The 23,082-nt window shown below is 65.4% G+C and carries 25 protein-coding genes and 1 pseudogene; 11 read left to right on the forward strand and 15 right to left on the reverse strand.

What is annotated here, in order from left to right; genetic code table 11:
- Nucleotides 1–86 precede the first annotated feature (86 nt).
- A complete protein-coding gene (gene argS, locus AWB66_RS05255; protein ID WP_087629214.1) occupies nucleotides 87–1,871 on the reverse strand; it encodes an arginine--tRNA ligase in 1,785 nt (594 codons plus the stop codon).
- 329 nt (nucleotides 1,872–2,200) lie between these two features.
- On the opposite strand from argS, the gene AWB66_RS05260 reads away from it, so the two are divergent.
- Nucleotides 2,201–2,527 carry a DUF1840 domain-containing protein gene (locus tag AWB66_RS05260; RefSeq protein ID WP_087629215.1) on the forward strand — a complete coding sequence of 109 codons (327 nt, stop codon included), beginning with the start codon at nucleotides 2,201–2,203 and terminating at the stop codon, nucleotides 2,525–2,527.
- A gap of 162 nt (nucleotides 2,528–2,689) precedes the next feature.
- Here AWB66_RS05260 and AWB66_RS05265 read toward each other — a convergent pair whose 3' ends face one another.
- The 7 genes and pseudogenes from AWB66_RS05265 to AWB66_RS05295 all read right to left on the reverse strand — a co-directional run bounded on the left by AWB66_RS05265 (nucleotide 2,690) and on the right by AWB66_RS05295 (nucleotide 10,592).
- Entirely contained in the window at nucleotides 2,690–2,887 is a 198-nt protein-coding gene (locus tag AWB66_RS05265; protein WP_087629216.1) for a hypothetical protein, read from the reverse strand.
- A 154-nt stretch (nucleotides 2,888–3,041) separates the two neighbouring features.
- Nucleotides 3,042–5,789, reverse strand: a pseudogene (metH, locus tag AWB66_RS05270) (methionine synthase); the annotation flags it as partial.
- 21 nt (nucleotides 5,790–5,810) lie between these two features.
- Nucleotides 5,811–6,902, reverse strand: a complete 1,092-nt coding sequence (locus AWB66_RS05275; protein WP_087629218.1) for a homocysteine S-methyltransferase family protein — start codon at nucleotides 6,900–6,902, stop codon at nucleotides 5,811–5,813.
- A gap of 203 nt (nucleotides 6,903–7,105) precedes the next feature.
- Nucleotides 7,106–7,363 (reverse strand): BTH_I0359 family protein, encoded by a 258-nt coding sequence (locus tag AWB66_RS05280; protein ID WP_062634911.1) that lies wholly within the window; start codon nucleotides 7,361–7,363, stop codon nucleotides 7,106–7,108.
- A 116-nt stretch (nucleotides 7,364–7,479) separates the two neighbouring features.
- On the reverse strand, nucleotides 7,480–8,268 hold the full coding sequence (locus tag AWB66_RS05285) for an alpha/beta fold hydrolase (RefSeq protein ID WP_087629219.1): 789 nt from the start codon (nucleotides 8,266–8,268) through the stop codon (nucleotides 7,480–7,482).
- Nucleotides 8,269–8,329: 61 nt separating this feature from the next.
- The gene (locus tag AWB66_RS05290; protein WP_087629220.1) at nucleotides 8,330–9,535 is read right to left on the reverse strand and encodes a DUF3108 domain-containing protein; all 1,206 of its coding nucleotides are present in this window, start codon (nucleotides 9,533–9,535) and stop codon (nucleotides 8,330–8,332) included.
- Between the two features lie 136 nt (nucleotides 9,536–9,671).
- Nucleotides 9,672–10,592, reverse strand: a complete 921-nt coding sequence (locus tag AWB66_RS05295; protein ID WP_200818931.1) for an IclR family transcriptional regulator — start codon at nucleotides 10,590–10,592, stop codon at nucleotides 9,672–9,674.
- 20 nt (nucleotides 10,593–10,612) lie between these two features.
- On the opposite strand from AWB66_RS05295, the gene AWB66_RS05300 reads away from it, so the two are divergent.
- The 4 genes from AWB66_RS05300 to AWB66_RS05315 all read left to right on the forward strand — a co-directional run bounded on the left by AWB66_RS05300 (nucleotide 10,613) and on the right by AWB66_RS05315 (nucleotide 14,599).
- Complete coding sequence (locus tag AWB66_RS05300; RefSeq protein WP_087629221.1) at nucleotides 10,613–11,599, forward strand: fumarylacetoacetate hydrolase family protein; 987 nt, start codon at nucleotides 10,613–10,615, stop codon at nucleotides 11,597–11,599.
- Nucleotides 11,600–11,741: 142 nt separating this feature from the next.
- Nucleotides 11,742–12,878: an ABC transporter substrate-binding protein gene (locus AWB66_RS05305; RefSeq protein ID WP_235021000.1), complete on the forward strand. Its 1,137-nt coding sequence runs from the start codon at nucleotides 11,742–11,744 to the stop codon at nucleotides 12,876–12,878.
- 23 nt (nucleotides 12,879–12,901) lie between these two features.
- On the forward strand, nucleotides 12,902–13,732 hold the full coding sequence (locus tag AWB66_RS05310) for an enoyl-CoA hydratase/isomerase family protein (RefSeq protein WP_087629222.1): 831 nt from the start codon (nucleotides 12,902–12,904) through the stop codon (nucleotides 13,730–13,732).
- 75 nt (nucleotides 13,733–13,807) lie between these two features.
- A complete protein-coding gene (locus AWB66_RS05315; RefSeq protein WP_087629223.1) occupies nucleotides 13,808–14,599 on the forward strand; it encodes a PhaM family polyhydroxyalkanoate granule multifunctional regulatory protein in 792 nt (263 codons plus the stop codon).
- A 73-nt stretch (nucleotides 14,600–14,672) separates the two neighbouring features.
- Here the strand turns inward: AWB66_RS05315 and AWB66_RS05320 are convergent, their stop codons facing one another.
- Nucleotides 14,673–15,467 carry a molybdopterin-dependent oxidoreductase gene (locus AWB66_RS05320; protein WP_087629224.1) on the reverse strand — a complete coding sequence of 265 codons (795 nt, stop codon included), beginning with the start codon at nucleotides 15,465–15,467 and terminating at the stop codon, nucleotides 14,673–14,675.
- Between the two features lie 34 nt (nucleotides 15,468–15,501).
- The gene (locus AWB66_RS05325; RefSeq protein ID WP_087629225.1) at nucleotides 15,502–16,140 is read right to left on the reverse strand and encodes a cytochrome b/b6 domain-containing protein; all 639 of its coding nucleotides are present in this window, start codon (nucleotides 16,138–16,140) and stop codon (nucleotides 15,502–15,504) included.
- Nucleotides 16,141–16,346: 206 nt separating this feature from the next.
- On the opposite strand from AWB66_RS05325, the gene AWB66_RS05330 reads away from it, so the two are divergent.
- Both AWB66_RS05330 and AWB66_RS05335 read left to right on the forward strand, forming a co-directional pair.
- Nucleotides 16,347–16,931, forward strand: coding sequence for a sigma-70 family RNA polymerase sigma factor (locus AWB66_RS05330; RefSeq protein WP_087629226.1), 585 nt, complete (start codon nucleotides 16,347–16,349; stop codon nucleotides 16,929–16,931).
- Entirely contained in the window at nucleotides 16,931–17,131 is a 201-nt protein-coding gene (locus AWB66_RS05335) for a zf-HC2 domain-containing protein (RefSeq protein ID WP_087629227.1), read from the forward strand. The genes AWB66_RS05330 and AWB66_RS05335 overlap by 1 nt, the downstream gene beginning before the upstream one ends.
- Nucleotides 17,132–17,283: 152 nt before the next feature.
- On the opposite strand, the gene AWB66_RS33975 is transcribed toward AWB66_RS05335, so the two are convergent.
- A complete protein-coding gene (locus tag AWB66_RS33975) occupies nucleotides 17,284–17,439 on the reverse strand; it encodes an SAM-dependent methyltransferase (RefSeq protein ID WP_200818932.1) in 156 nt (51 codons plus the stop codon).
- On the opposite strand from AWB66_RS33975, the gene AWB66_RS33980 reads away from it, so the two are divergent.
- Complete coding sequence (locus AWB66_RS33980; RefSeq protein WP_087629228.1) at nucleotides 17,434–17,637, forward strand: hypothetical protein; 204 nt, start codon at nucleotides 17,434–17,436, stop codon at nucleotides 17,635–17,637. The genes AWB66_RS33975 and AWB66_RS33980 overlap by 6 nt on opposite strands.
- On the opposite strand, the gene AWB66_RS35075 is transcribed toward AWB66_RS33980, so the two are convergent.
- Entirely contained in the window at nucleotides 17,634–17,729 is a 96-nt protein-coding gene (locus tag AWB66_RS35075; RefSeq protein WP_159462880.1) for an FAD-dependent oxidoreductase, read from the reverse strand. The genes AWB66_RS33980 and AWB66_RS35075 overlap by 4 nt on opposite strands.
- Nucleotides 17,730–17,977: 248 nt before the next feature.
- Between AWB66_RS35075 and AWB66_RS05345 the strand changes: the two genes are divergently transcribed.
- The 3 genes from AWB66_RS05345 (at nucleotide 17,978) to rfaE2 (ending at nucleotide 20,972) form a co-directional block, all read left to right on the forward strand.
- Nucleotides 17,978–18,970 (forward strand): MerR family transcriptional regulator, encoded by a 993-nt coding sequence (locus AWB66_RS05345; RefSeq protein ID WP_087629229.1) that lies wholly within the window; start codon nucleotides 17,978–17,980, stop codon nucleotides 18,968–18,970.
- Nucleotides 18,971–19,472: 502 nt separating this feature from the next.
- A complete protein-coding gene (locus AWB66_RS05350) occupies nucleotides 19,473–20,345 on the forward strand; it encodes a ferritin family protein (protein ID WP_087629230.1) in 873 nt (290 codons plus the stop codon).
- A 147-nt stretch (nucleotides 20,346–20,492) separates the two neighbouring features.
- Entirely contained in the window at nucleotides 20,493–20,972 is a 480-nt protein-coding gene (rfaE2, locus tag AWB66_RS05355; RefSeq protein ID WP_087629231.1) for a D-glycero-beta-D-manno-heptose 1-phosphate adenylyltransferase, read from the forward strand.
- Between the two features lie 17 nt (nucleotides 20,973–20,989).
- Here rfaE2 and AWB66_RS05360 read toward each other — a convergent pair whose 3' ends face one another.
- Genes AWB66_RS05360 through AWB66_RS05370 form a run of 3 tightly spaced genes read right to left on the reverse strand, consistent with a single transcriptional unit; the run spans nucleotide 20,990 to nucleotide 22,960 of the window.
- A complete protein-coding gene (locus AWB66_RS05360; RefSeq protein WP_087629232.1) occupies nucleotides 20,990–21,229 on the reverse strand; it encodes a hypothetical protein in 240 nt (79 codons plus the stop codon).
- 13 nt (nucleotides 21,230–21,242) lie between these two features.
- Nucleotides 21,243–22,049: a type III pantothenate kinase gene (locus tag AWB66_RS05365; protein ID WP_087629233.1), complete on the reverse strand. Its 807-nt coding sequence runs from the start codon at nucleotides 22,047–22,049 to the stop codon at nucleotides 21,243–21,245.
- Nucleotides 22,046–22,960 (reverse strand): biotin--[acetyl-CoA-carboxylase] ligase, encoded by a 915-nt coding sequence (locus AWB66_RS05370; RefSeq protein WP_087629415.1) that lies wholly within the window; start codon nucleotides 22,958–22,960, stop codon nucleotides 22,046–22,048. Before AWB66_RS05370 ends, AWB66_RS05365 begins: the two co-directional genes overlap by 4 nt.
- Nucleotides 22,961–23,082: the final 122 nt, after the last annotated feature.

A 23,082-nucleotide genomic window follows, 5' to 3' on the forward strand; every position in this document is an offset into this window, starting at 1 on the left:
CACGACATCGCCGCCCGAGCGCGCCGAAAATTCCGAATTGCGCGACGAGCGACGAAGCCGATGCACCGGGGTGTCGTTTAATGCATTTACATCTTGGCGGGAGCGGACACGCCGATCGTCGCCAGGCCGTTCGCGAGCACCTGGCGCGTCGCCGCGAGCAACGCGATGCGCGCATTGCGCGGCGCCTCTTCATCGACGAGAACGCGCTCCGCATTGTAGAACGAGTGGAATTCGCCAGCGAGATCGCGCAGATAGAACGCGACCGCGTGCGGCGCGAGTTCTTCCGCCGCGTGCGCGAGCATGTCCGGATATTCGGCGAGCTTGTTGAGCAAAGCCATCGCGCGTTCGCTGTCGAGCGGCGCGAGGTCCGCGTGCGCCGCCTGCGCGAGCTCGCCGTGGTAGCGCGACTGCCAGTCGGAAAGGATCGTGCTGATGCGCGCGTGGGCGTACTGCACGTAATACACCGGATTTTCGTCGTTCTGCTTCAGCGCGAGGTCGATGTCGAACACGAACTCCGTGTCCGCCTTGCGCGAGATCAGGAAGAAGCGGACCGCGTCGCGGCCGCGCCGGATCGTTTCCTCGTCGAGCTGGTCGGGCGCGGTCTCGCTGCCCGGCGCCATGCCGCCGGACCATTCGATCAGGTCGCGCACGGTCACGTAGCTGCCCGCGCGCTTCGAGATCTTCACTTCCTGGCCGTCGCGCATCACGGTGACCATCTTGTGCAGCACGTAGTCGGGATAGTCCTTCGGAATGCCGATGCCCAGGCCCTGCAAGCCCGCGCGCACCCGCGCGATCGTGCCGTGATGGTCCGAGCCCTGCACGTTGATGACCTTCGTGAAGCCGCGCTCCCACTTCGCGCGGTGATACGCGACGTCCGGCACGAAGTAGGTGTACGTGCCGTCGGACTTGCGCATCACGCGGTCCTTGTCGTCGCCGTCGTCGGTGGTGCGCAGCCAGAGCGCGCCGTCCTGCTCGTAGGTCTTGCCGGCGGCGATCAGCGCGTTCACCGTCGCCTCGACGCGGCCTTCCTTGTACAGCGACGACTCCAGATAGAACTGGTCGAACTTCACGCCGAACGCGGTCAGGTCCATGTCCTGTTCGTGGCGCAGGTAGGCGACCGCGAACACGCGGATCGCGTCCAGATCGTCGACGTCGCCGCGGCCTTTCACCGGCTCGCCGTCCTTCGCCGCGACGGTCGCGCCTGCCAGATAGTCACGCGCGATGTCGGCGATGTACTCGCCGTTGTAGGCCGCTTCCGGCCAGAGCGCGTCGCCGGGTTTCAGGCCGCGCGCGCGCGCCTGCGTCGAGATCGCGAGGTTGTTGATCTGCACGCCGGCGTCGTTGTAGTAGAACTCGCGATGGACCGCGTAGCCCTGCGTTTCGAGCAGATTCGAGAGCGCGTCGCCGAGCGTCGCCTGACGGCCGTGGCCGACGTGCAGCGGCCCGGTCGGATTCGCCGACACGAATTCGACCAAAACGCGCTTGCCTTCCTCGCGCGACGAGCGCCCGTAGGCCGCGCCCTCGGCGAGCACCGCCGGGACCACGGCTTGCTTCGCGGCGGGAGCGAGACGCAGGTTGATAAAGCCCGGACCGGCGACTTCGGCGCTTTCGACGAGGCCCGGCGCGGCCGGACTGGCGAGCACGGCATCGACGATCTGCTGCGCGAGCTGGCGCGGATTGGCGCGCAGCGGCTTGGCGAGTTGCATGGCGACGTTGCTGGCGACGTCGCCATGCGCGGCGACTTTCGGGCGTTCGAGGACGATGGCCGGTTCGACGAACGCGGCTTCGGATGCGCCTTCTCTGGCGAGCGCGACTTGCTTGACCGCGTCGGCGAGGAGCGTTTCGAGGGTGTGTTTGTGTGCGGGCAGCATGCTGAGTGTGATCCAGTGGACCGGGTCCAGTGTGATGTGGCCGGCGCGGGCGCGCTATGTTTCAGCCCGCGCGCCGGCAAAGAGCGCGACCCAACCCGGGCAGGCGGACGTGGATGCGGCGGCTTCGCGCGCTCCGCTCGTTGCAACGATTCCGATTGCCCCGGATGTCGAAACCGGATTTTAGCAGGTGCTAATATGTCGAATCAGGGTCGCTGTCGGGGAAACACTCAGGGAAACAGTCGGGGAAACCCACGCTTCGCGGCGCATGCGTCCGATACACCGCCGACGCGTTTCGCTAACAACCCAAACATAAGGAAAAGGACCTTGCCATGCTGATCACTTTCAAAACCAGTGCTGCGCCCGACGTGATGATGCTCGAAAACCTGGCGGAATATCTGCTCGGCATCATCGGCAAACATTTGAGCGAGCGCGGGGTCATCACTCATGACGAGTTGCCCGCCGCGATCCAGAAGCTGGAAGTCGCCGTGGTCGTCGACAAGAAGGAACGTGCCGAGCACGACGGACATTTTCACGAAGGCGAGGAAGGCCACGAGCCGCATGAAATCCCGATCGGCCTCGCGCAGCGCGCCTATCCGTTTCTCGACATGCTGCGCCTCGCGCAGAAAGCCAACACCGACATTCTGTGGGGCGTCTGACACGCGGCGCCGCGCGCGGCGGATTAAGGAAGCGCTGAATACTGCCCGGCCGTCCGGGCAGCGCGGACAAAAAAACCCGCATCGGCGACGATGCGGGTTTTTTCTTACTGCTTGCTGCGTGCTTCCTGCGTGACGGGGAATCGCAATGCCCGGTGTTCTGCGTTACTGCGTCTGACCGTTGGTATCCGCCGCGGGCGCGCTCGCGCCTTTCTTCGCCTTGGGTTTTTTCGGCTTCTTCTTGTGTTCGGTGATCGGCGGGGAGTACGACGACACGCTGCTCGCCGGCTGCGCGAACGCAGCGGAGCCGGATGTGAACAGGATGGCTGCGGCAACGGCCAAAACGGGCGTCAGCTTCTTCATGCGGCATTCTCCGTGACAAAGATATGCGTGACCGTCGCCATGACGGACATTCGCAACGCCAAGTCTACGGAAATAAAAAAGTTCTGGCCGCGCCGCGCGTTGTTTTTCCGTATCACGCGGCGCGTATGTTCGTAAGGCGTTTAATCGCGCGTTTTCAGAGCAGCGGCGCGAGCGCGCGCTCGGCGTCCGTCTTCGACAGCGCCATGCGTTGCGCGAAACTTTCCACCTGGTCGCCGCCGATCTTGCCGACCGAAAAGTACGTGCTGTCCGGATGCGCCAGATAGAAGCCCGACACGCTCGCGGCCGGCAGCATCGCGAGCGATTCCGTGACGCTCATGCCGATCTCGCCTGCTTGCAGCACCTCGAACATGTCCTTCTTGACGAGGTGATCCGGACAGGCCGGATAACCCGGCGCCGGGCGGATGCCGCGGTATTTCTCCGCGATCAGCGCCGCGTTGTCGAACGTTTCGCCCGCCGCGTAGCCCCACAGTTCGCGGCGCACGCGCGCGTGCAGCGCTTCGGCGAACGCCTCGGCGAAGCGATCGGCCAGCGCCTTCAGCATGATCGCGCTGTAGTCGTCGTGATCGGCTTCGAACTGCTGTTCCTTCTTGTCGACGCCGAGGCCCGCCGTCACCGCGAACAGGCCGATGTAGTCCGCCACGCCCGATTCCTTCGGCGCGATGAAGTCGGCAAGCGAGCGGTTCGCGCGCATCACGCCGTCGACCACCGGCCGCACGCTCTGCTGGCGCAGGTTGCGCCATGTCAGCGCGACCTTCGTGCGCGATTCGTCCGTGTAGATTTCGATGTCGTCGTCGTTCACGGTGTTGGCGGGCAAGAGCGAAATGACGCCGTTCGCCGTCAGCCAGCGGCCCTGGATGATGCGCGAGAGCATCGACTTGCCATCGGAGAACACGCGCCGCGCCGATTCGCCGACGATCTCGTCGTTCAGGATCGCCGGATACGGGCCCGCCAGATCCCAGGTCTGGAAGAACGGCGCCCAGTCGATGTAGTTCGCAAGCTCCGCCAGATCGTAGTTCCTGAAGACGCGCCGGCCGATGAAGGTCGGCTTCTTCGGCGTGTAGCTTGCCCAGTCTATCTTCGTCTTGTTCGCGCGCGCCTCGGCGTAGGTCACCATCGGCTGCGCCTTCCTGTTCGCGTGCTGCGTGCGGATGCGGTCGTAGTCGGTCTTCAGGTCGTCGAGATACTTCGCCGCGCCTTCGTCCGACAAGAGGCTCGACGCCACCGAAACGGAACGCGACGCGTCCGGCACGTAGACCACCGGCCCGTCGTAATGTGGCGCGATCTTGACGGCCGTGTGCACGCGCGAAGTGGTCGCGCCGCCGATCAGAAGCGGCGTCTGCTTGCCGCGGAAGTAGTCGTCGCGCTGCATTTCGGACGCGACGTAGGCCATTTCTTCGAGACTCGGCGTGATGAGCCCTGACAGTCCGATGATGTCCGCGCCTTCTTCCTTCGCCTTCTGGAGGATGGTCGCGCAGGGCACCATCACGCCCATGTTGACCACTTCGAAGTTGTTGCACTGGAGCACCACCGACACGATGTTCTTGCCGATGTCGTGCACGTCGCCCTTCACGGTCGCGATCACGATCTTGCCTTTCGGGCGCACGTCGGCGCCGGCATCGGCCATGCGCTTTTTCTCTTCCTCGATGTACGGAATCAGGTGCGCGACCGCCTGCTTCATCACGCGCGCCGACTTCACGACTTGCGGCAGGAACATCTTGCCCGCGCCGAACAGGTCGCCGACGATGTTCATGCCGTCCATCAGCGGTCCTTCGATCACGTTGATCGGACGGCCGCCCGCTTTTTCGATCTTCGCGCGCACTTCTTCCGTATCGTCGACGATGAAATTCGTGATGCCGTGCACGAGCGCATGCGCGAGGCGCGCCTCGACCGGCTGGTTGCGCCATTCGAGGTTCTCTTCCTTCTTCGCGGCGCCGGTCTTGAACCGGTCGGCGCTTTCGAGCAGGCGGTCGGTGCCGTCCTCGCGACGGTTCAGCACCACGTCCTCGACACGCTCGCGCAGTTCCGCATCGAGATCCTGATAGACGCCCAGCTGCCCGGCGTTGACGATGCCCATGTCCATGCCGGCCTGGATCGCGTGATACAGGAACACGGTGTGGATCGCCTCGCGCACCGGATCGTTGCCGCGAAACGAGAACGACACGTTCGACACGCCGCCGCTCACCTTCGCATACGGCAGGTTCTGCTTGATCCAGCGCGTCGCGTTGATGAAATCGACGGCGTAGTTGTTGTGTTCTTCGATGCCGGTTGCGATCGCGAAGATGTTCGGATCGAAGATGATGTCCTCGGGCGGAAAGCCCACTTCGTTCACGAGGAAGTCATACGAGCGCTTGCAGATTTCGGTCTTGCGCTTGAAGGTGTCGGCCTGGCCCTGTTCGTCGAAGGCCATCACGACGGCCGCCGCGCCATAACGACGAATCAGCGTCGCGTGATGGCGGAACGGCTCTTCGCCTTCCTTGAGCGAGATCGAGTTGACGATCGCCTTGCCCTGCACGCACTTGAGGCCAGCCTCGATCACCTCGAACTTCGACGAGTCGATCATGATCGGCACGCGCGCGATGTCGGGCTCGGACGCGATCAGATTCAGGAAGCGGACCATCGCCGCTTTCGAATCGAGCATCGCTTCGTCCATGTTGATGTCGATGACCTGCGCGCCGTTCTCGACCTGCTGGCGCGCGACGGCGAGTGCCTCGTCGAACTGGCCGTTGAGGATCATGCGCGCGAAGGCCTTCGATCCGGTCACGTTGGTGCGCTCACCGACGTTGATGAAGAGAGAGCCGTCGGTGACGTTGAACGGTTCGAGTCCGGAAAGGCGCATCGTGTGATCGGTCATGGTGTGCTGTGCAGGTTGATTGTCGTTATCGGGCCGCGCGCTGTGCTTCGATCAGGCTGCGTCGCGATAATGCGACGGCCATTGGCGCGGCTTCACATCGGCGAGCGCCTTCGCGATCTCCGCAATATGCTCCGGCGTCGTCCCGCAGCAGCCGCCCGCGAGATTCACGAGCCCCGCCTCGGCGAACTCCTTCAGCAGACTCGACGTCACATCGGGCGTTTCGTCGAAGCCCGTATCGCTCATTGGATTCGGCAGGCCCGCGTTGGGATAGCACGACACATAGGTATCGCAGAGCTTCGCCAGTTCCGCGATGTACGGGCGCATCAGCGCCGCGCCGAGCGCGCAGTTCAGGCCGAACGTCAGGGGCCGCGCGTGACGCAGCGAATTCCAGAACGCCTCGACCGTCTGCCCCGACAGAATCCGTCCGGACGCGTCCGTGACCGTGCCCGAAATCATGATCGGCAGCAGTTCGCCGGTATCTTCGAACAACTGGTCCAGCGCGAAAAGCGCGGCCTTCGCGTTCAGCGTGTCGAAGATCGTCTCGACCAGAAAGAGGTCGCAGCCCGCATCGAGCAGCGCCTTCGCCTGCTCGTAGTAGGCGTCGCGCAACTCGTCGAAGGTCACGTTGCGCGCGCCCGGATCGTTCACGTCGGGCGAGATGCTCGCGGTCTTCGGCGTCGGGCCGATCGCTCCCGCGACGAAGCGCGGCTTGTCCGGCGTCGAATATTTGTCGCACGCCTCACGCGCGACCTTCACCGATTCGCGATTCATCTCGACGGCAAGTTCTTCCATGCCGTAGTCGGCCTGGGCCACGCGCGTCGCGCCGAAGGTATTCGTTTCGACGATATCGGCGCCGGCCGCGAGATATTGATCGTGGATCTCGCGAATGATTTGCGGCTGCGTGATCGACAGCAATTCGTTGTTGCCCTTGATGTCGCGCGCGTAGTCCTTGAAGCGCTCGCCGCGATAGGCTGCCTCGTCGAGCTTGTAGCGCTGGATCATCGTGCCCATCGCGCCGTCGAGGATGAGGATGCGCTGTTGCAACAGCGCGGGCAGCGTCGCGCCGCGCGTGTATTCGCGGCGGGCAGGCGCCCGGGCGGCGGCCGGAGCGGCCGTGGCAGTCGAATTGGCGGTCTCGTTCATGACGGCAAGGCTCGCACCAGGTAAGAAGTTAGCGTGTCATTGTAGCCGGACGGCCGCGCGGCCGCCGCCGCCGCGAGAGGCTCGCGGGCCAAGGCGCACCCATCAGGCAAAAGCCCCGGCGCATTGCGCGCCGGGGCTTCGTGGGGTGTCACCTATGGGGCGATGCGGCTCTGGGCGCCGCACTCTTTGACCGATTGGCCGCGTCAGTGAAGGATCACCGGCTGGTTCATCAGAACGTCGAACTGACCCAGGAATTCGTCGACATCTTCGAGCGACGGTTCTTCTTCGATCAACTTCTGGACATGTTCGCGAAACTTGGCCGCCAGCGCGCCATCGATGAAGATTTCGCGCTGTGTGTTCTTGTCGACGATTTCGTATCCGCCGGCTTTCATCGCCAGATGGTTGTCCTGCGGCGGGAACTCCACAACACAATAGTTAGGGCTGTTGTAGATCATTTGCATGGCGACACTCCTTATTCCTGATTGCTCCTGGCATTCCTGCAGCATACATGGAGCGCTTGGGTTGGAATTCAAGGGGTGGCCTCGACGTGTTGCCAGAAGCCCATCGAGGCTTTCTTTTAGACAGAACTGCGCAAAAATGTTGCAAGGAGGGCGGTAAATTGCGTGGAGCACTCGATCGGGGACAGATGCGCCGCGTCGAGTGTTTCAAAAAGTGCACCCGGCACGGTGTCGGCGATCAGTCTGGAGGCAGCATTCGGCGTGCCCGTATCGTGTTTTCCGGCCACGACGAGTGTGGGCTTCGCCACCGAACGGAGCTTTTCACGTACATCGAAATCGCGGATGGCCTCGGCGGCGCGTGCGAAGCCCTCGGGTGGCGTGCGCAGGATGGTGTCGCGAATCTGTTCCACCACTTCGGGATGCCGCTTGCGGAAATCGGCGGTCAGCCATCGGTCGAGGGTGGCTTCCACGATATTCTCTGTGCCGTTTTCGCGCACGGATGCCGCACGCTGCCCAAAAGTGGGACGCGCGTCCTCGGGCGTGAAGGCGGGCGCGCCGACGACGGTCAGACTATCGACGAGCGACGCATGGTCGACCGCGAACTGCTGCGCGACCATGCCGCCGATCGACAAACCCACGACGTGCGTGCTCGGTGCGCCGAGCTTGTGCAACAGTTCGGCGAGGTCGTCGGCAAGCTGTTCGATGCTGAATGCACCGAGCGATAGCGCCGTCTCGCCGTGGCCGCGCAGGTCGTAACGCAGCACGGTGAAATCGTTGCGGAAATAGCCAGCCTGCTGGTCCCACACGGACAGGTCGCCCGCCAACTGGTGGATGAAGGTCAGCCAGGGGCCGCCGCCTTCGTTGCTCAGCACATAACGCGTGTCGATACCGTTGATCGTCACCTGCATGTTGGCTCCGTAAAAATGCGGTTGCGGATGGCGCCCGTCCGACTTCCTGCTCCGATCGCCGTCAGGGTTTCTCGGACTGTAACGCGGCGGGCGCGGATTCGTCTGACGCATCGGGCGTGCCCGGGCCGCCCGTTTCGACGGCATCGCGCGCCGGTGCGGCGGGCGGTTGCAGCTTGCCGCGCCATAGCAGTTCCATCTGCAGGCCGTTCGGCTCGGTTTGCACGATGCGCGCCGGCAGCCAGCCGAGCGACGGCGCGAGCCACACGTCGATGCGTCGGCGATCGCCCTCGCGGCGCGGCAGCCGCGTGAAATGGCGCGCGCTCATCGCGCCGCCGCGGGCCTGCACGGTTTCATCGCCGACGGTTTCGAACGACCAGACCTCGTTGCTGTCGTTATCCGCGACGCTGAACTGGCGCGTTACGCCCGGCTTGTATTTGTCGGGCGCGCCGCGCACGAGGCTCGCGAGTTGCATAAAGACGCTGAAGCGGTCCTGCGCGCCATCGGCGAGCGGCTGACTCGCCGGCGTGCGCGTGTAGACAAGCTGTTTCGATTCGCGATTGAAAACGGTCACGTCGGCGGCGCGGCGGCCGCGCTGCTCGGAATACTGCTCGGGCGCGATGCCGAAGCCGTCGAGATGACCGTGGCTAGAATAGACGTAGGGGCCGACGAACGGAATCGGGATCGAGACGACCATCTCGTAGCGCTGGCCGTCGTTGATCCAGTGGATCGTGCCGGTCTGGTTCATCACGCCGTTGACGAGCGTGTCGTAGCGCAGCTCGCCCGTTGGCGGGACGTCGAATTTGTCGCCGGAGACGGGGGGCGCCGGTTTCGCGTTTGCAGCCGCGTTTGCAGCCGATGCCTGCGAGGCCGCCGCTGCGCTGCCTGCGCCAGGCGGCGCGGCGGGCTGCGCATTCGCGTCGTCGCGCGCGACGCTCAGTACGGGGGCGGCAGGTTTCGGCTGCGGCGCGGCGGGCGTCGGCGCCGGTTTCGGCGCGGCAGGCGGGGCGGCGGGCGGCGGCGCCTGTTCGACCGGCTTCGGCGTAAGCAGCGCGACCTGCACGGGCACGTCTTCGGCGGGCGGCGGGTTCGACGCGTTGCCATTGCGCCCGACCCAGCGCGCCGCACTCCAGTGCAACGCGACGACCGCGAGCAGCACCAGCGCCCAGCGGCCCCAGCGGCGGGGCGGTCGGGAATCGGGCGGGCGGGGAGCGCCGCTCTGCGGCTCGCCGTCGGCGGGACGCGGGCGACGTAAGGGGAAAAGCGGCATCGGAACGAGCTTCGTGTACGTGGCGAACGCGTGCAGAACGCGATGAAAAGGGCAAACGGTTATGACACGCCCCGCGAAAGCGATGTTCCGCGCTTTCGCATCGCGTGACGTGACCTCGTGTAAGGGGCGCTTGCGCTCAGCGTTCCTCTGCGCAATAACCCAGTTGATAGGACAGTTCCGCCGCGCATGCCCGCAGCGCGGAATCGATTTCTCCGCCCCAGCGCGTATCGAACGCGCCTTCGTGTCCGAGCGCGATCAGCCCCAGCGCGAGATCGCCGTTCGAATCGAAGACGGGCGTGCAGAACGCGTGGATCGTCGGCAGCAGCATGCCTTCGATGCGGGCCGCCCCGTGTTCGCGCACGCCGGCGAGCAGCGGTTCGATGTCCGCCATCGTCTTGCGGGTCGCCGCGAGTTCGCGCTCGAGCAGCGCCTCGGTCTTGCTGCGCGGCAGATACGCGGCGAACAGCAGCCCGGTCGCCGACGAAAGCAGCGGCATCACGTCGCCGAGTTTCAGCGACGCCTTCGCCGGATAGCTCGATTCCATCCAGTGAACGACGGTCGGCCCCTGATTGCCCCACACCGCGATGCCGACGGTCTGATCGAGCCTGTCGCGCAGTTCGGAGAGCGCGATGCGCGCGAGCTTCACGCCATCGACGCGCGCGAGCCGCGCAAGTCCCATCTGCAACGCGAAGCCGCCGAGTTCGTAGCGCCCCGACACCGGGTCCTGCGATGCGAGCCCGAGCCGCTGGAAACTCACGAGATAACGATGCGCCTTCGCCGGGCTCATGCCCGCGCGCTGCGCGAGATCGCGCAACATCATCGCGCGCGGTTCATGGGTCAGGACGTCGAGCAGCCGGAAGCCGACTTCGATCGACTGAATGCCGGAACGCGCCTTTTCCTCGCCGGCTTCGGTGGCGTCGGCGGTGTCGGTGGTGTCGGACGGGTCGTCGGTTTCGTCGGCGGGCTGGGGGAATTTGGAGGACATAGGGATTTGGCGAGCGAGCGGCGTGCCCCGCCCCGGATTCACCATCGTAAAATAGATTTCCCTCATCGTCATCCCACACCAACAAGTCACCTATGAAACTTGCCACGCTGAAGGACGGCACGCGCGACGGTCAACTGATCGTCGTGTCCCGCGACCTGCGCACAGCGGCGATCGCGGATGCGATCGTCGGCACGCTGCAACGCGCGCTCGACGACTGGACCTTCTACGCGCCGCAACTGCTCGATCTCTACGAAGCGCTCAATCAGGGCCGCGCGCGCAACGCGTTCTCGTTCGACGCGAAGTCGTGCATGGCGCCGCTGCCGCGCGCGTTCCAGTGGGCCGACGGCTCCGCTTACGTGAATCACGTCGAACTCGTGCGCCGCGCGCGCGGCGCCGAGATGCCGCCCGAGTTCTGGACCGATCCGCTGATGTACCAGGGCGGCAGCGACGACTTCATCGGCCCGACGGACGACATCGTGTGCGCGTCGGAAGCGTTCGGCATCGACTTCGAGGCGGAAGTCGCCGTCATCACGAGCGACGTGCCGATGACCGCGAAACCCGACGAAGCGCTCAGGCATGTGCGCCTTTTGATGCTCGTCAACGATGTTTCGTTGCGCAACCTAATTCCCGCCGAACTGGCGAAGGGCTTCGGCTTCTTCCAGAGCAAGCCGGCGACGGCGTTCTCGCCGGTCGCCGTGACGCCCGACGAGCTCGGCGACGCGTGGCGCGAAGGCCGCGTGCATCGCCCGATGACCGTGCACTGGAACGGCAAGAAGGTCGGCCAGCCCGATTGCGGCACCGACATGGTGTTCCACTTCGGCCAGCTGATCGCGCATGTGGCGAAAACGCGCAACGTGCGCGCGGGGTCGATCGTCGGCTCAGGCACGATCTCGAACAAGGACGCGAAGCGCGGCTATTGCTGTATCGCGGAGAAGCGGTGCCTCGAAACCATCGAGCACGGCGCGCCGCAGACCGAGTTCATGCAGTTCGGCGACAGCGTGAAGATCGAAATGTTCGACGAAGCGGGCAAGTCGATCTTCGGCGCGATCGACCAGGCGGTCGTGGCCCTGCACGAGTGAGCGTGGCCGCGGGGCGCAACGGGTTTCGCCCGATGCGCCCCGCCTGCCGGGCGCCTTACACTTGCCCGGCGGTTCGGGAATGCACGACAAAAATAACGGAGACTTCGAGATGCAGCGTTGGCGAACAGATTTGAAGCGGTGGATGGTCGGTGTATCGATGGCGATGTCGGCGGGCGCCTTCGCGCAGACGCCGCATGTGAAAATCGGGCTGGTGCTCTCGCTGACGGGCCCGGCCGCGTCGCTCGGCATTCCCGCGCGCGAGACGGCCGCGCTCTTGCCGAAGGAAATGGGCGGGCGTCCTGTCGACTACATCGTGCTCGACGATGCGTCCGACACCACGCAGGCCGTGCAGACCACGAAGAAGCTGATTTCCGAAGACCACGTCGACGCGATCATCGGCTCGTCGATCACGCCGAATTCACTCGCGATGATCGACGTCGTGGCCGAAGGCGAGACGCCGATGATTTCTCTGGCGTCGTCGTCGAAGATCATCGAGCCCGTCGACGCCAAGCGTCACTGGGTCTTCAAGACGCCGCAGACGGACGCGATGATGGCGTCCGCCATCGCCGAGCACGCGAGCAACCACGGCGTGAAGACGATGGCGTACATCGGCCAGGCCGACGCGCTCGGCGAGACCTTCTACGTCGAAGTCGCGAAGTTCGCGCAACTGCACAAGATCGCGATGGTCGCGAACGAGCGCTTCAACCGCACCGATCCGAGCGTAACCGGGCAGATCCTCAAGATTCTCGCGGCGAAGCCGGATGCGGTCGTCGTCGGCGCGGCGGGCACGCCCGCGGCGCTGCCGCCGAAAACGCTCGTGATGCGCGGCTACAAGGGCAAGATCTACCATAACCACGGCACCGGCAACCGCGACTTCCTGCGCGTGTGCGGCGCCGACTGCAACGGCACCTTCCTGCCGACGAGCCCGGTGCTCGTCGCGTCGCAGTTGCCCGACGATCATCCGGCGAAGCGCCTCGCGCTCGCGTACATCAAGCTGTACGAGGCGCAGCACGGGGCGGGCTCGGTGTCGGCGTTCGGCTCCTACGCGTGGGACGCGGGCATGCTGCTCGAACGCGCGATGCCGCTCGCGATGAAGGCAGGCGCGCCCGGCACGCCGGAGTTTCGCCGCGCGCTGCGCGACGCGCTCGAAGGCACGAAGAATTTCGCCGATACCAACGGCCTCGTGAACATGTCGGCGACCGATCACATCGGGCTCGATCAGCGCGCGCGCGTGATGGTCGAGATCAGCGACGGCAAGTGGGTGTATCAGCCGCGTTGACCGCCTCTTTCCAAGGAAGCGCCATGAGCGATGACCTCTCTTTTTACGCGCAGTACACGTCGCTGAAGTTGCGGCGCCATCCGCAGGGCGTGCTCGAAGTCGTGATGAGCGGCGCGGGCACGAACAAGAGCGGCCTCGCCACCGCCGACGCCAACATGCACCGCGAACTCGCGGACATCTGGCGCGACATCGACCGCGATCCGGATACCCGCGTCGCGCTGATCCGCGGCGAGGGCAAAGGCTTCTCGGCGGGCGGCGATCTCGATCTCGTCGAGGCGATGGCCTCCGACTTCGACGTGCGCACGCGCGTCTGGCGCGAGGCGCGCGATCTCGTCTATAACGTGATCAACTGCAGCAAGCCGATCGTCTCTGCGATGCACGGGCCGGCGGTCGGCGCGGGGCTGGTCGCGGGATTGCTCGCCGACATCTCGATCGCCACGAAGACGGCGCGCATCATCGACGGTCATACGCGGCTCGGCGTCGCGGCGGGCGATCACGCGGCGATCGTGTGGCCGCTTTTGTGCGGCATGGCGAAGGCGAAGTATTACCTGCTGCTGTGCGAGCCCGTGAGCGGCGAGGAGGCGGAGCGCATCGGCCTCGTCTCGCTCGCGGTGGACGAGAGCGAACTGATGCCGAAGGCGATCGAAGTGGCGAACCGGCTCGCCGCCGGCTCGCAGACCGCGATCCGCTGGACCAAGTACGCGCTGAACAACTGGCTGCGCTCGGCGGGCCCGACGTTCGACGCATCGCTCGCGCTCGAATTCATGGGCTTTTCCGGGCCCGACGTGCAGGAAGGCATGCGCTCGCTGCGCGAGCGGCGTGCGCCCGATTTCCCCGGCGGCTCGCCGTTCTGAACTTCAACGGGATCATTGCGCGATGCGCGGCGTGACACCTCTCGCGCGCCGCATCGCTTATCGAAGGAGATTCGCATGACCGATACATCCGGCGGCACGCCGCCCTTTGGCGCCTTTTCCGGCATTCCCGGCTTTTCACAGACCGACATGATGGGAAAGATGTGGGAGCTGATGCGTCTGAATCCCTTCACGGCCGCTGCGATGCCGGGCGGCGCGCAGGGCGTCGGGCCGTCGCTCTCGATGATGTCCGACATGCTCGCGCCGCTCTCGAACATCGAAGAACTCGACAAGCGCGTGACCGACATGCGCGCCATCGAGCAATGGCTCAAGCTCAATCTGAACATGCTGCAATCGGCGATTCAGGCGCTCGAAGTGCAGCGCGCCACGCTCGCGACGCTGCGCGCGTTCGGCGCGTATGCGCAGTCTTCGGTGGAGAAGTCGCAGACGCCGGCGCCCGCCGAGCGGCCGAAGGCATCCGGCTGGCCGATGACAGGCGCGACCACGAAGACCGAAGCGCCGAAGCCGGCGCCCGCGCCCGAAGCGTCGAAAGACGAGAAGCCGGAGGGCGAAGGCGCGAGCGAAACGGCGTTCGATCCTTCGGGATGGTGGAACCTGCTGCAGACGCAATTCAATCAGCTTGCGGGCATCGCGATGGCGCAGGCCGCGCAGGCGGCACAAGCCGTGACGCCGGCGGCCGGCAATGCGTCGGCGAGTCCGGCGGCGGCTTCGGCGGCTTCGGCGGCATCGGAGGAGAAGGACGAGAGTCCGGACGCACCGTCCGGCGCGGCCGATGCCGATGCCGATGCCGATGCCGCAGCGAAAAAGGCGCCCGCAAAGAAGGCCGCGCCGCGCAAGAAGTCCGAGTGAAGGGGCGCGCGCGAAGCTGCGGCCCGCTGATTCGTGTACGAGCCAGGGTGAATTGAAGTGTGCGTCTCGCCAGTCACGAACCGCCGAACCAGTTGTATCCCTGATCGACCCAGTAGCCGCCAGGAAACGTATTGGTGACGAAGATCTCCATGACGTGCTTCGGATTCTTGTAGCCGAGCTTGGTCGGCATGCGCAGCTTCATCGGGAATCCGTATTTCGTGGGCAGCGTTTCGCCGTCGTAGGTGAATGTGAGCAGCGTCTGCGGATGCAGCGCGGTCGCCATGTCGATGCTTTCGTAATAGTCGTCGGCGCATTTGAAGCCGATGTATTTCGCGCTCGTGTCGGCGCCGACGCGTTTCAGGAACTCGGAAAACGGCGTGCCGCCCCATCGTCCGATGGCGCTCCATCCTTCCACGCAGATGTGCCGCGTGATCTGCTCCGCGTGCGGCAGCGCGTACAGTTCGGGCAGCGACCATGCGCGCTTGTCCGCCACGAGCCCGCTCACTTTCAGGCGAAAGTCTTCGCCATCGACTTCGGGCGCGTCTTCCACGCCGTAGAACGCGTTGAATGGAAACGGCCGCGTGAGTTCGGCGTGCGTGTAGGTCGGCGCGAGGCGGTTCGGGTCGTAAAGCCACGCCTGCACGCCGTCGTTCAGGCGCGAGACGCGCGAGAGGAAGGTCTCGACCGACTTGTTGTCGGAGATGCTGCAGCCGGTGAGCATCGCGAGGCCGCCGAGCGAAACCAGTTGCTTGCCGAAGAGGCGTCGCGCGGGCATGTCGAGTTCGCGACGCGCGTCGATCAAGAGCGACTCGCGGTCGATACCGGGCGCGATCGTCGTCTCTTTGCGGCGAGGTTTGGGGGATGTCATCTTACGTTCTCCAGCTTTTTAAAGGTGCGAGCCGTCAGCGGCCGCGGATCATCGTGAGGAGCGAGCGCGGCACGAGCGCGACCATCGCCACATGCACGACGATGAACGCCACCAGGAGCGACATCGCGACGAAGTGCACGATGCGCGCGTTGTCGTAACCGCCCATCAAATCGCGCAGATGCGGAAACTGCACCGACTTCCAGATGACGAGACCCGACAGCACGAGCACGATGAGATCGACGATCGCGAAGAGATAGGCGAACTTCTGCACCGCGTTGTAGCGGGCGAGGTCGTCGTGGGCGAGGTGGCCCGTCAGCGCGAGCCGCAGGTCGCGCAAGATCGCGCCCGGCGACACCGGCAGCAGCTTGCGAAACAGGCGGCCGGTGGCGAGGCTCATCGCGAGGTAGAAGAGGCCGTTGAAGAACAGCAGCCACATCGCGGCGAAGTGCCATTGCAGCGCGCCGCCGAGCCAGCCGCCGAGCGTGATGTCCTTGGGAATAGTGAAGTTTTTGAATATCGGCGATGCGTTGTAGATGCGCCAGCCCGAAAGAATCATCAGGATGACGGCGACGGCGTTGAGCCAGTGCGAGATGCGCAGCCAGACCGGGGCAATGACGGCGGCGCGTGCGGGCGAGCCGCCGGGAATGGCTGCGTGCGAGTGTTGTGTGGTCATTTTGATTTCCTTTAAGCTGTGCGTCGTTCTGCGATTTGCCCTGCAGGACGGTTCTTTGAGGATTAGTCGTCACGCGGCGTGGCGTATTACATCGTCGGACAAGTTTTTCGCTGCCGGCGAACCGCGACGTATCAACCCCCGCGACCCGACCCGATTCGGGCCGCCGGCGCGGCATTTTCGAATTCTGTAAGCTGCCTTTCCCATCCATGAGCGAATTCCCGTCGTCCCGGTTTCACCCCGATCTCGCGCGGCTGCGCGAGCGGCTGCTGCGCTTTGCCGTGCTGCAACTGCGCGATCGCACGGAGGCGGAGGACGCCGTTCAGGAAGCGATGCTCGCGTCGATGGCGCGCGTCGGCGAGTTTCGCGGTCAGGCGCAGTTCAGCACGTGGGTGTTCGCGATCCTCAAGAACAAGATAGTCGATACGTTTCGCTTACGAGCGCGTAATCTTTCGACCCCGACTTACGACGAAGAGATACCGGCGGATACGTTCGACGCGCTCTTCGACGAGCACGATCACTGGAAGAAGAACGAACGTCCGTCGGCGTGGGGCGACCCGGAGGCGACGCTCGCGCAGACCCAGTTCTGGACCGTGTTCGAGCTCTGCCTGACGAATCTCCCGCCCGCGACGGCGCGCGTCTTCATGATGCGAGAGTTTCTCGACGTGTCGGTGGACGACGTGTGCGTCGAGCTCGCCATCACGAAGACGAATTGCGGCGTGATCCTGCACCGCGCGAAGATGGCGTTGCGGCTCTGCCTGCAGAATCGATGGTTCGACGAGAAAGGTGCCTGATGCTGACCTGCAAGGAAGCGACGCAATTGATGTCGAACGACATGGACCGCCGCACGTCCCTTCACGAGCGCAACCAGCTTCGTCTGCATCTGATTACATGCAGCGGCTGCCGCAATTACCGGCGCGACCTGCACATGCTGCGGCGCGCGTGCCGGGCGTTCGCCGCGCGTTCCGTCGACGGCGAGTCTTCCGGCGACTGAAGCGTCACGCGTGCATGAGCGTGAACGGGATCACGTCGGTCGCATGCGCGAACGCCGCCGTGCGGTAGCACAGATAAACATCCCACAAGTGAATGGACCGGCAACTGCTGTTCGCGCACGGCGTTCACGCGCTTCAGGTTGCGCGCGAGACGCTAGAAATTAGCGAGCCAGTAGCGCTCGCCGACGGCTTCGAACACTTCGATCGACGCGATCGCATCGAACTGGCCGTGGGTGTCGCGATAGTCCGCGAGGCGCAAGTCGACCCGTCCGGCGAGGCCAGCTCTCGCGATGCGCGTCCGTCTGTGCAAAAGCGCCCGAGCGGCTCGGCGGGCGCATTGCCGTCGCGTTGCAGCGCGAGCGTGCCCGCCGCGTTCCTCGAAGAGCGCGACGAGATCGGATACGTGTTCGCGTTGAACACAAGAAAGCCGGTGTCCACGGCACGCGCGATGCCGTCGAGCGTGATGTCCACGATATTCGCCTGGCCGCCGATGGTTTCGTCGGCCTAGAAGAGCGTCGTTTCGATCGCGGCATCGCTTTGCGCGAGCCGCCACGCGCACGACAGTCCCAAAATTCCGCCTCCGATGACAGCAACTCGCACGGCAACTCCGTGGTTCGAACGGTGCGCGTCGCCCGAGGCCGCCGGCCGCCTGCTTCGGGCCGTGGCCTCTCGACTTACGCAGCGGGCGTCGACGCGGATGCAGGTGGACAAACGACCGATGTTTGTCCATGATGATTTTTAAAAATCGTCTATCATGGGAGCACGGATCTGGCGTTGCGGGCCTTTCGCGATAAGGATTTAAGTGCAGACTGCAACCGTGCAACTTCATCGACTGGAATATTTTGTCCATGACAAACGTACCAGAAATCGACTCGGGACGAGAGCCGACGCACGGCGACAACGCGAATGAGGCGGTCGTGCCGCGCGCGGGCATCGGGATCGGGGCGATCGCGCATGAAATCGGGCTGACGAAGGACACGCTGCGTGTCTGGGAACGGCGTTACGGCTTCCCGCGCCCGATGCGCTCGCCGGGTGGCGAACGCCTCTACCCGCAGGAACAGGTGACGAAGCTGCGGCTCGTCAAGCGGCTGCTCGACGCGGGGCACCGGCCGAGCAAGGTGCTCGTTCAGTCGATCGAGATGCTGCAGCAACTCGCGCAGGACTCGGGCGTCGGCCAGGATGCGCCGGACGTGGAACTCGACCGGCTGGTCCGCATGCTGCGCGACGGCGCCTACGACGACTTCCGCTTCGAACTGCTCAAACGCGCGACTCGCGGAGGCCTCGAACGTTTCGTGCTCGACATCGCGGCGCCGCTGTCGGCGCGGGTCGGCAACGCGTGGGCGGCGGGCACGCTCCAGGTCTATCACGAGCACCTGTTCAGCGAGGCGATGCAGGTGACGCTGCGCACGCTGCTGCGGCCGCTCTCCGACGCGCTGCGCGGGCGCGGCGGCCGGCCGCGCATGCTGCTCACCACGCTCACCGGCGAGAGCCACGGCCTCGGCATCCTGATGGCTGAGGCGATCTTTTCGCTCTGCGAATGCGAATGCATGGGACTCGGAACGCAGACGCCGCTGCACGACATCGTCGATGCCGTGAATGCGCACAAGCTCGATATCGTCGCGCTGTCGTTCACCGCGTCGATGCCGGCCCAGGCTGTGACGAGCGGGCTCGCCGAGTTGCGCAACCTGTTGCCGGCGGAGGTCGGCATTTGGGTCGGCGGCAGCAGTCCCGTGTTGCGCCGCAAGCTGCCGGAAGGCGTGGAGCACGTGCCGGGACTGACGCCGATCGACGAGGCAGTCGCGGCCTGGAGACAGGCCGCCACGCAGGTGGCCATGCTATAGTCGGCGAACATCTTTTTACATTTCCGCGAGCGATCTTCGGGCTCGTCCGGCGACGCCCACGCTACCCGATGGGCGCTCGGAGCCCGCGACGCCACGCGCTCGCATTCGGAGCGGGCGAACGCAAGGCTGTCATGATCGGCGGGCAAGCTGACCGGGCGGCGAAACGTCGCGGCGCATCGAGCATCGCGGGGCGCCGCGGCCGGCTCCATTCATACCCCAGGCACAGGTTTAGCTCCTCACCCAGGTAGACAAAAAACGCAAGGCGCGCCAGCGAAATGCGGCGTCGCTACAACAGGCGAGCACGGGCAAAACGTCGCAGCGGATTGCGGCGGGCGCTTATTGCCGTTTTATCGCGTCTGTGCGCCTGTTTCCCGCGTAAAATTGAAAGCTTGGTTGTTCGGCGCCACGTTGACACGCCGCAAGGCAGAGTTGTCCACGCGCGCCGGGCCGAAAGTAACTACAGACAGAATCTCGCACTAAGCGGCAGATCAGGGGTGGACCTATGAACACCATGCTTTATCCGGAACTTTATAAATCGCTGGAATCGGTTCGTTGGGATATGGAGAAAGATATCCCCTGGGACAAGTTCGATGCATCGCTGCTCACGGACGAGCAGGCGAAGACCATCAAGATGAACGCGATCACCGAATGGTCCGCACTTCCCGCAACCGAAATGTTCCTGCGCGACAACCATCATGACAGCGACTTCTCCGCGTTCATGAGCGTGTGGTTCTTCGAGGAACAAAAGCACTCGCTCGTGCTGATGGAGTATCTGCGCCGCTTCAAGCCGGAGATGGTGCCGACCGAAGAGGAACTGCACGCGGTGCGGTTCGAATTCGATCCGGCGCCGCCGCTCGAAACGCTGATGCTGCACTTCTGCGGCGAAATCCGCCTGAACCACTGGTATCGCCGTGCCGCCGAGTGGCACACCGAACCGGTCATCAAGGCCATCTACGAAACCATTTCCCGCGACGAAGCGCGTCACGGCGGCGCGTACCTGCGCTACATGAAGAAGGCGATGGCGACCGCCGGCGATACAGCGCGCGCGGCATTCGCCAAGATCGGCGTGCTGATGGCGTCGGCGCGGCGCACGGAAAAGCCGCTGCATCCCACGAACCTGCACGTCAATCAGGCGCTCTTTCCGCGCGACACGATCCAGTCGCGCCTGCCCGACCCGGAATGGCTCGAACGCTGGCTCGACGACCAGATCCGCTTCGACGACAGTTGGGAAAAGAAGGTTGTCGAGCGAATCCTGCATAACCTGTCCATCCTGTTCGAGCGCTCGTTCGCGACCGCGCAGGAGCTGAACCGCTATCGCAAGGAAGTGGTGCAGCGTCTGCAGGCGGCGTCGGGTTCGGCGGAGCAGCCGGCCTGAAGGCTCGCGTCGTGCGATCGCGATGAATCGACAGCCCGCCGGGTTCGCCCGGCGGGCTGTTTTGTCTGGGCGGCGACGCGCGTCGCACGAGGACGCGCGCACGACGCGTGGCAAAATCCCTTCCTCACGTTTCAGCGGATCACCGCCATGCCAGCCATTTTCGAACGCAAGATCACCACGCGCGACGCGCTCGCCGCGCTTCGCCCGAGCCTCGCCGGCCCGGTCGTGTTCACCAACGGTGTCTTCGACATCCTGCATCGCGGCCACGTCACCTATCTGGCCGACGCGAAGGCGCTCGGTGCGACACTCGTCGTCGGCGTGAACAGCGATGCCTCCGTGCGCACGCTCGGCAAGGGCGACGATCGCCCGATCAATCGCGAAGACGACCGCATGGCGCTGCTGGCGGCGCTCGAAAGCGTCGACTGGGTGGTGAAGTTCGGGGAATCGACGCCGCTTGAGTTGATCGAAGCGCTGCGCCCGGACGTGCTCGTGAAGGGTGGCGATTACGACATGGACACGCTCGCCGAATCGGCGGCGGTGCGCAGTTGGGGCGGCCGCGCGCTCGCGATCGCGTTCGAGCACGACCGCTCGACGACCGCGCTGCTTAAGAAGGTCCGCGCACAGTAACGGATTGCGCGGCGCGCTTACTTCCCGAGCGGCGTCGACTGCACGGGCGCGGCGGGCGCCGGACCGCCGACGACCGGCAGTTCGCCAGCGTCTTCGGGCCTGAGCGGACGCACTGTCAGCGAGTCCGGCCGCACCTGCTGCAACAGATGATGCGGCTCGCGCCCGCCCGCCGAGGGCAGCGGGCCGAACGCGCCGCGCGCGACGGCGAACATCAGCAGATTGGCGATGATGAGAATGGCGACGAGCCAGCGCAGCATGTCGGATGCTCCGTCAGGAAAGGTTGCGTGCGGCGGCGTCGCGGGCGATCAGCGCGAGTCCGGCCAGCACGAGTGAATCGTGGCGAGTATGCGGCACGTCGAGCGCGCCGGCGATTTCGCTCGCGGCACCGCCGCCGAGCACGAGCCGCACGTCGCTCTGCCAGTCCGCGCGCAGGTCTCGCCACGCGCGCTCGATCAGCCCGGCCTGCGCGAGCAGGCAGCCCGATGACAGCGCTGCGCGCGTGTCGGTCGCGAAGACGCTGCGGGCCTTCAAAGGCTCGTGGTCGAGCGCGCGGCGCGCGGCCGCGGCGTCGAGCGTCGGCAATTGCGCGGTGTGCGTGCCGAGCGAATGCATCATCAGCGACCAGCCCGGCGCGATCAGGCCGCCCGTGAACGTGCCGTCGGCGCGCAGGGCTTCGAGCGTCGTCGCGGTGCCGAAGGTCGCGATCAGCAGATTTTCGCCGGGAAACGCGGCATGTGCGCCGATCAGGCCGCACCAGCGGTCGCTGCCGAGCGACGCCGGTTCCGCATAGCCGTTCGTCACGCCGCACTGGCGCGTCTGTGCACGCACCGTCGTGCGCGCGAGCCCCGGCCAGCGGGCGTCGATCAATGCGTCGATGCGCTTTGCCGCCGGTTCTCCCGCCACATTCGATATCCAGGCGTCGCGCGGCAGCGGCACGGCGGCCCAGTCGGGCTGCGCGTCATGATCGAGCGCGCCGCTCGCGAGCGCGGCGCCCGTCCCGTCGATCATCGACCATTTGATCCGGCTGTTGCCCGCGTCGATCAAAAGCCGCGCGGTTTCATCGGCCATGCCGCTCATGGACGCGATTCCGTGAGCCGCAGGCTGACGTCGCCGGTCGCGGCCGTGCGCAGGCCTTCGGGCGTGTCGATCTGCAACTGGCCCCGATCGTCGACGCCCGCCGCGATGCCGCGCGCCACTTCCACGCCCTGTTCGAGCAGCACGACTTCGCGGCCCGCATACGCGTGCGCCGCGAGCCACGACGGGCGAAACGGCCGGAAGCCTTCGGCGGAAAAGCGCGTGAGCGTGGCGTCGAGCGCGTTCAGGAGCGCGGCGAGCGTGTCGGTGAGATTGGCGTTCGGCCACGCCCGTGACAGCGACGCCGGCGCATTGCCCGGCGCCGGCACGGCGGCGCTGCCCTGGCGGTTGGCTTCGTCGACCTGTGCGGCGAGTTCCGCCGCGCCGTGCAGGTTGATGCCGATGCCGATCACGACCGCCGTCGCCTGCTGCGTGCTCCACGCGGTTTCGATCAGGATGCCGGCGAGCTTGCCGTCGTCGATCAATACGTCGTTCGGCCACTTCAGCGCGAGCCGCGCGGACGCCGAGAGCGGCAGGCGCGACAGCGCGTCGAGCACGCCCGTGCCGACGGCGAGGCTCAGCCCGGCGAGGCCCTCGATCGGGCGCGCGATCACGCACGCGATCGAAAAGAGCAGCGCGTTGCCCGGCGCCGCGACCCACGGACGGCCGCGCCGCCCGCGCCCGGCCGTCTGCGAATACGCGACGCGCACAAGCGGTTCAAGCGCGCTCTGGCCCGCCGACGGATCGCGCGGGCGCTGCTTCACGCGCGCCATCAGGTCGGCGTTGGTGGAGCCGGTTTCATCGACGATCTCGACGGGCCAGTCGCGCACCGGCCGCGCGAGGAGCGTCGCGAGCCGCTCGCGGTCGATGCGCCAGGCGGCGTCGAGCGGAAAAGGCGAGTGTGGAGAGTTCATGATTCGCATTGTAGCCGCGCGCGCCGTCGTCCGAACGCCAGTCGGCGCGGGCACCCGAGGCCGGTGCGGCCGCGTCGATAGGCTCATTTCGAACATAAAGCTTCGTTACAATGTGTGCTCCC

It is taken from the genome of Caballeronia telluris (assembly GCF_001544495.1).
GTDB classification, from domain to species: Bacteria; Pseudomonadota; Gammaproteobacteria; order Burkholderiales; family Burkholderiaceae; genus Caballeronia; species Caballeronia telluris.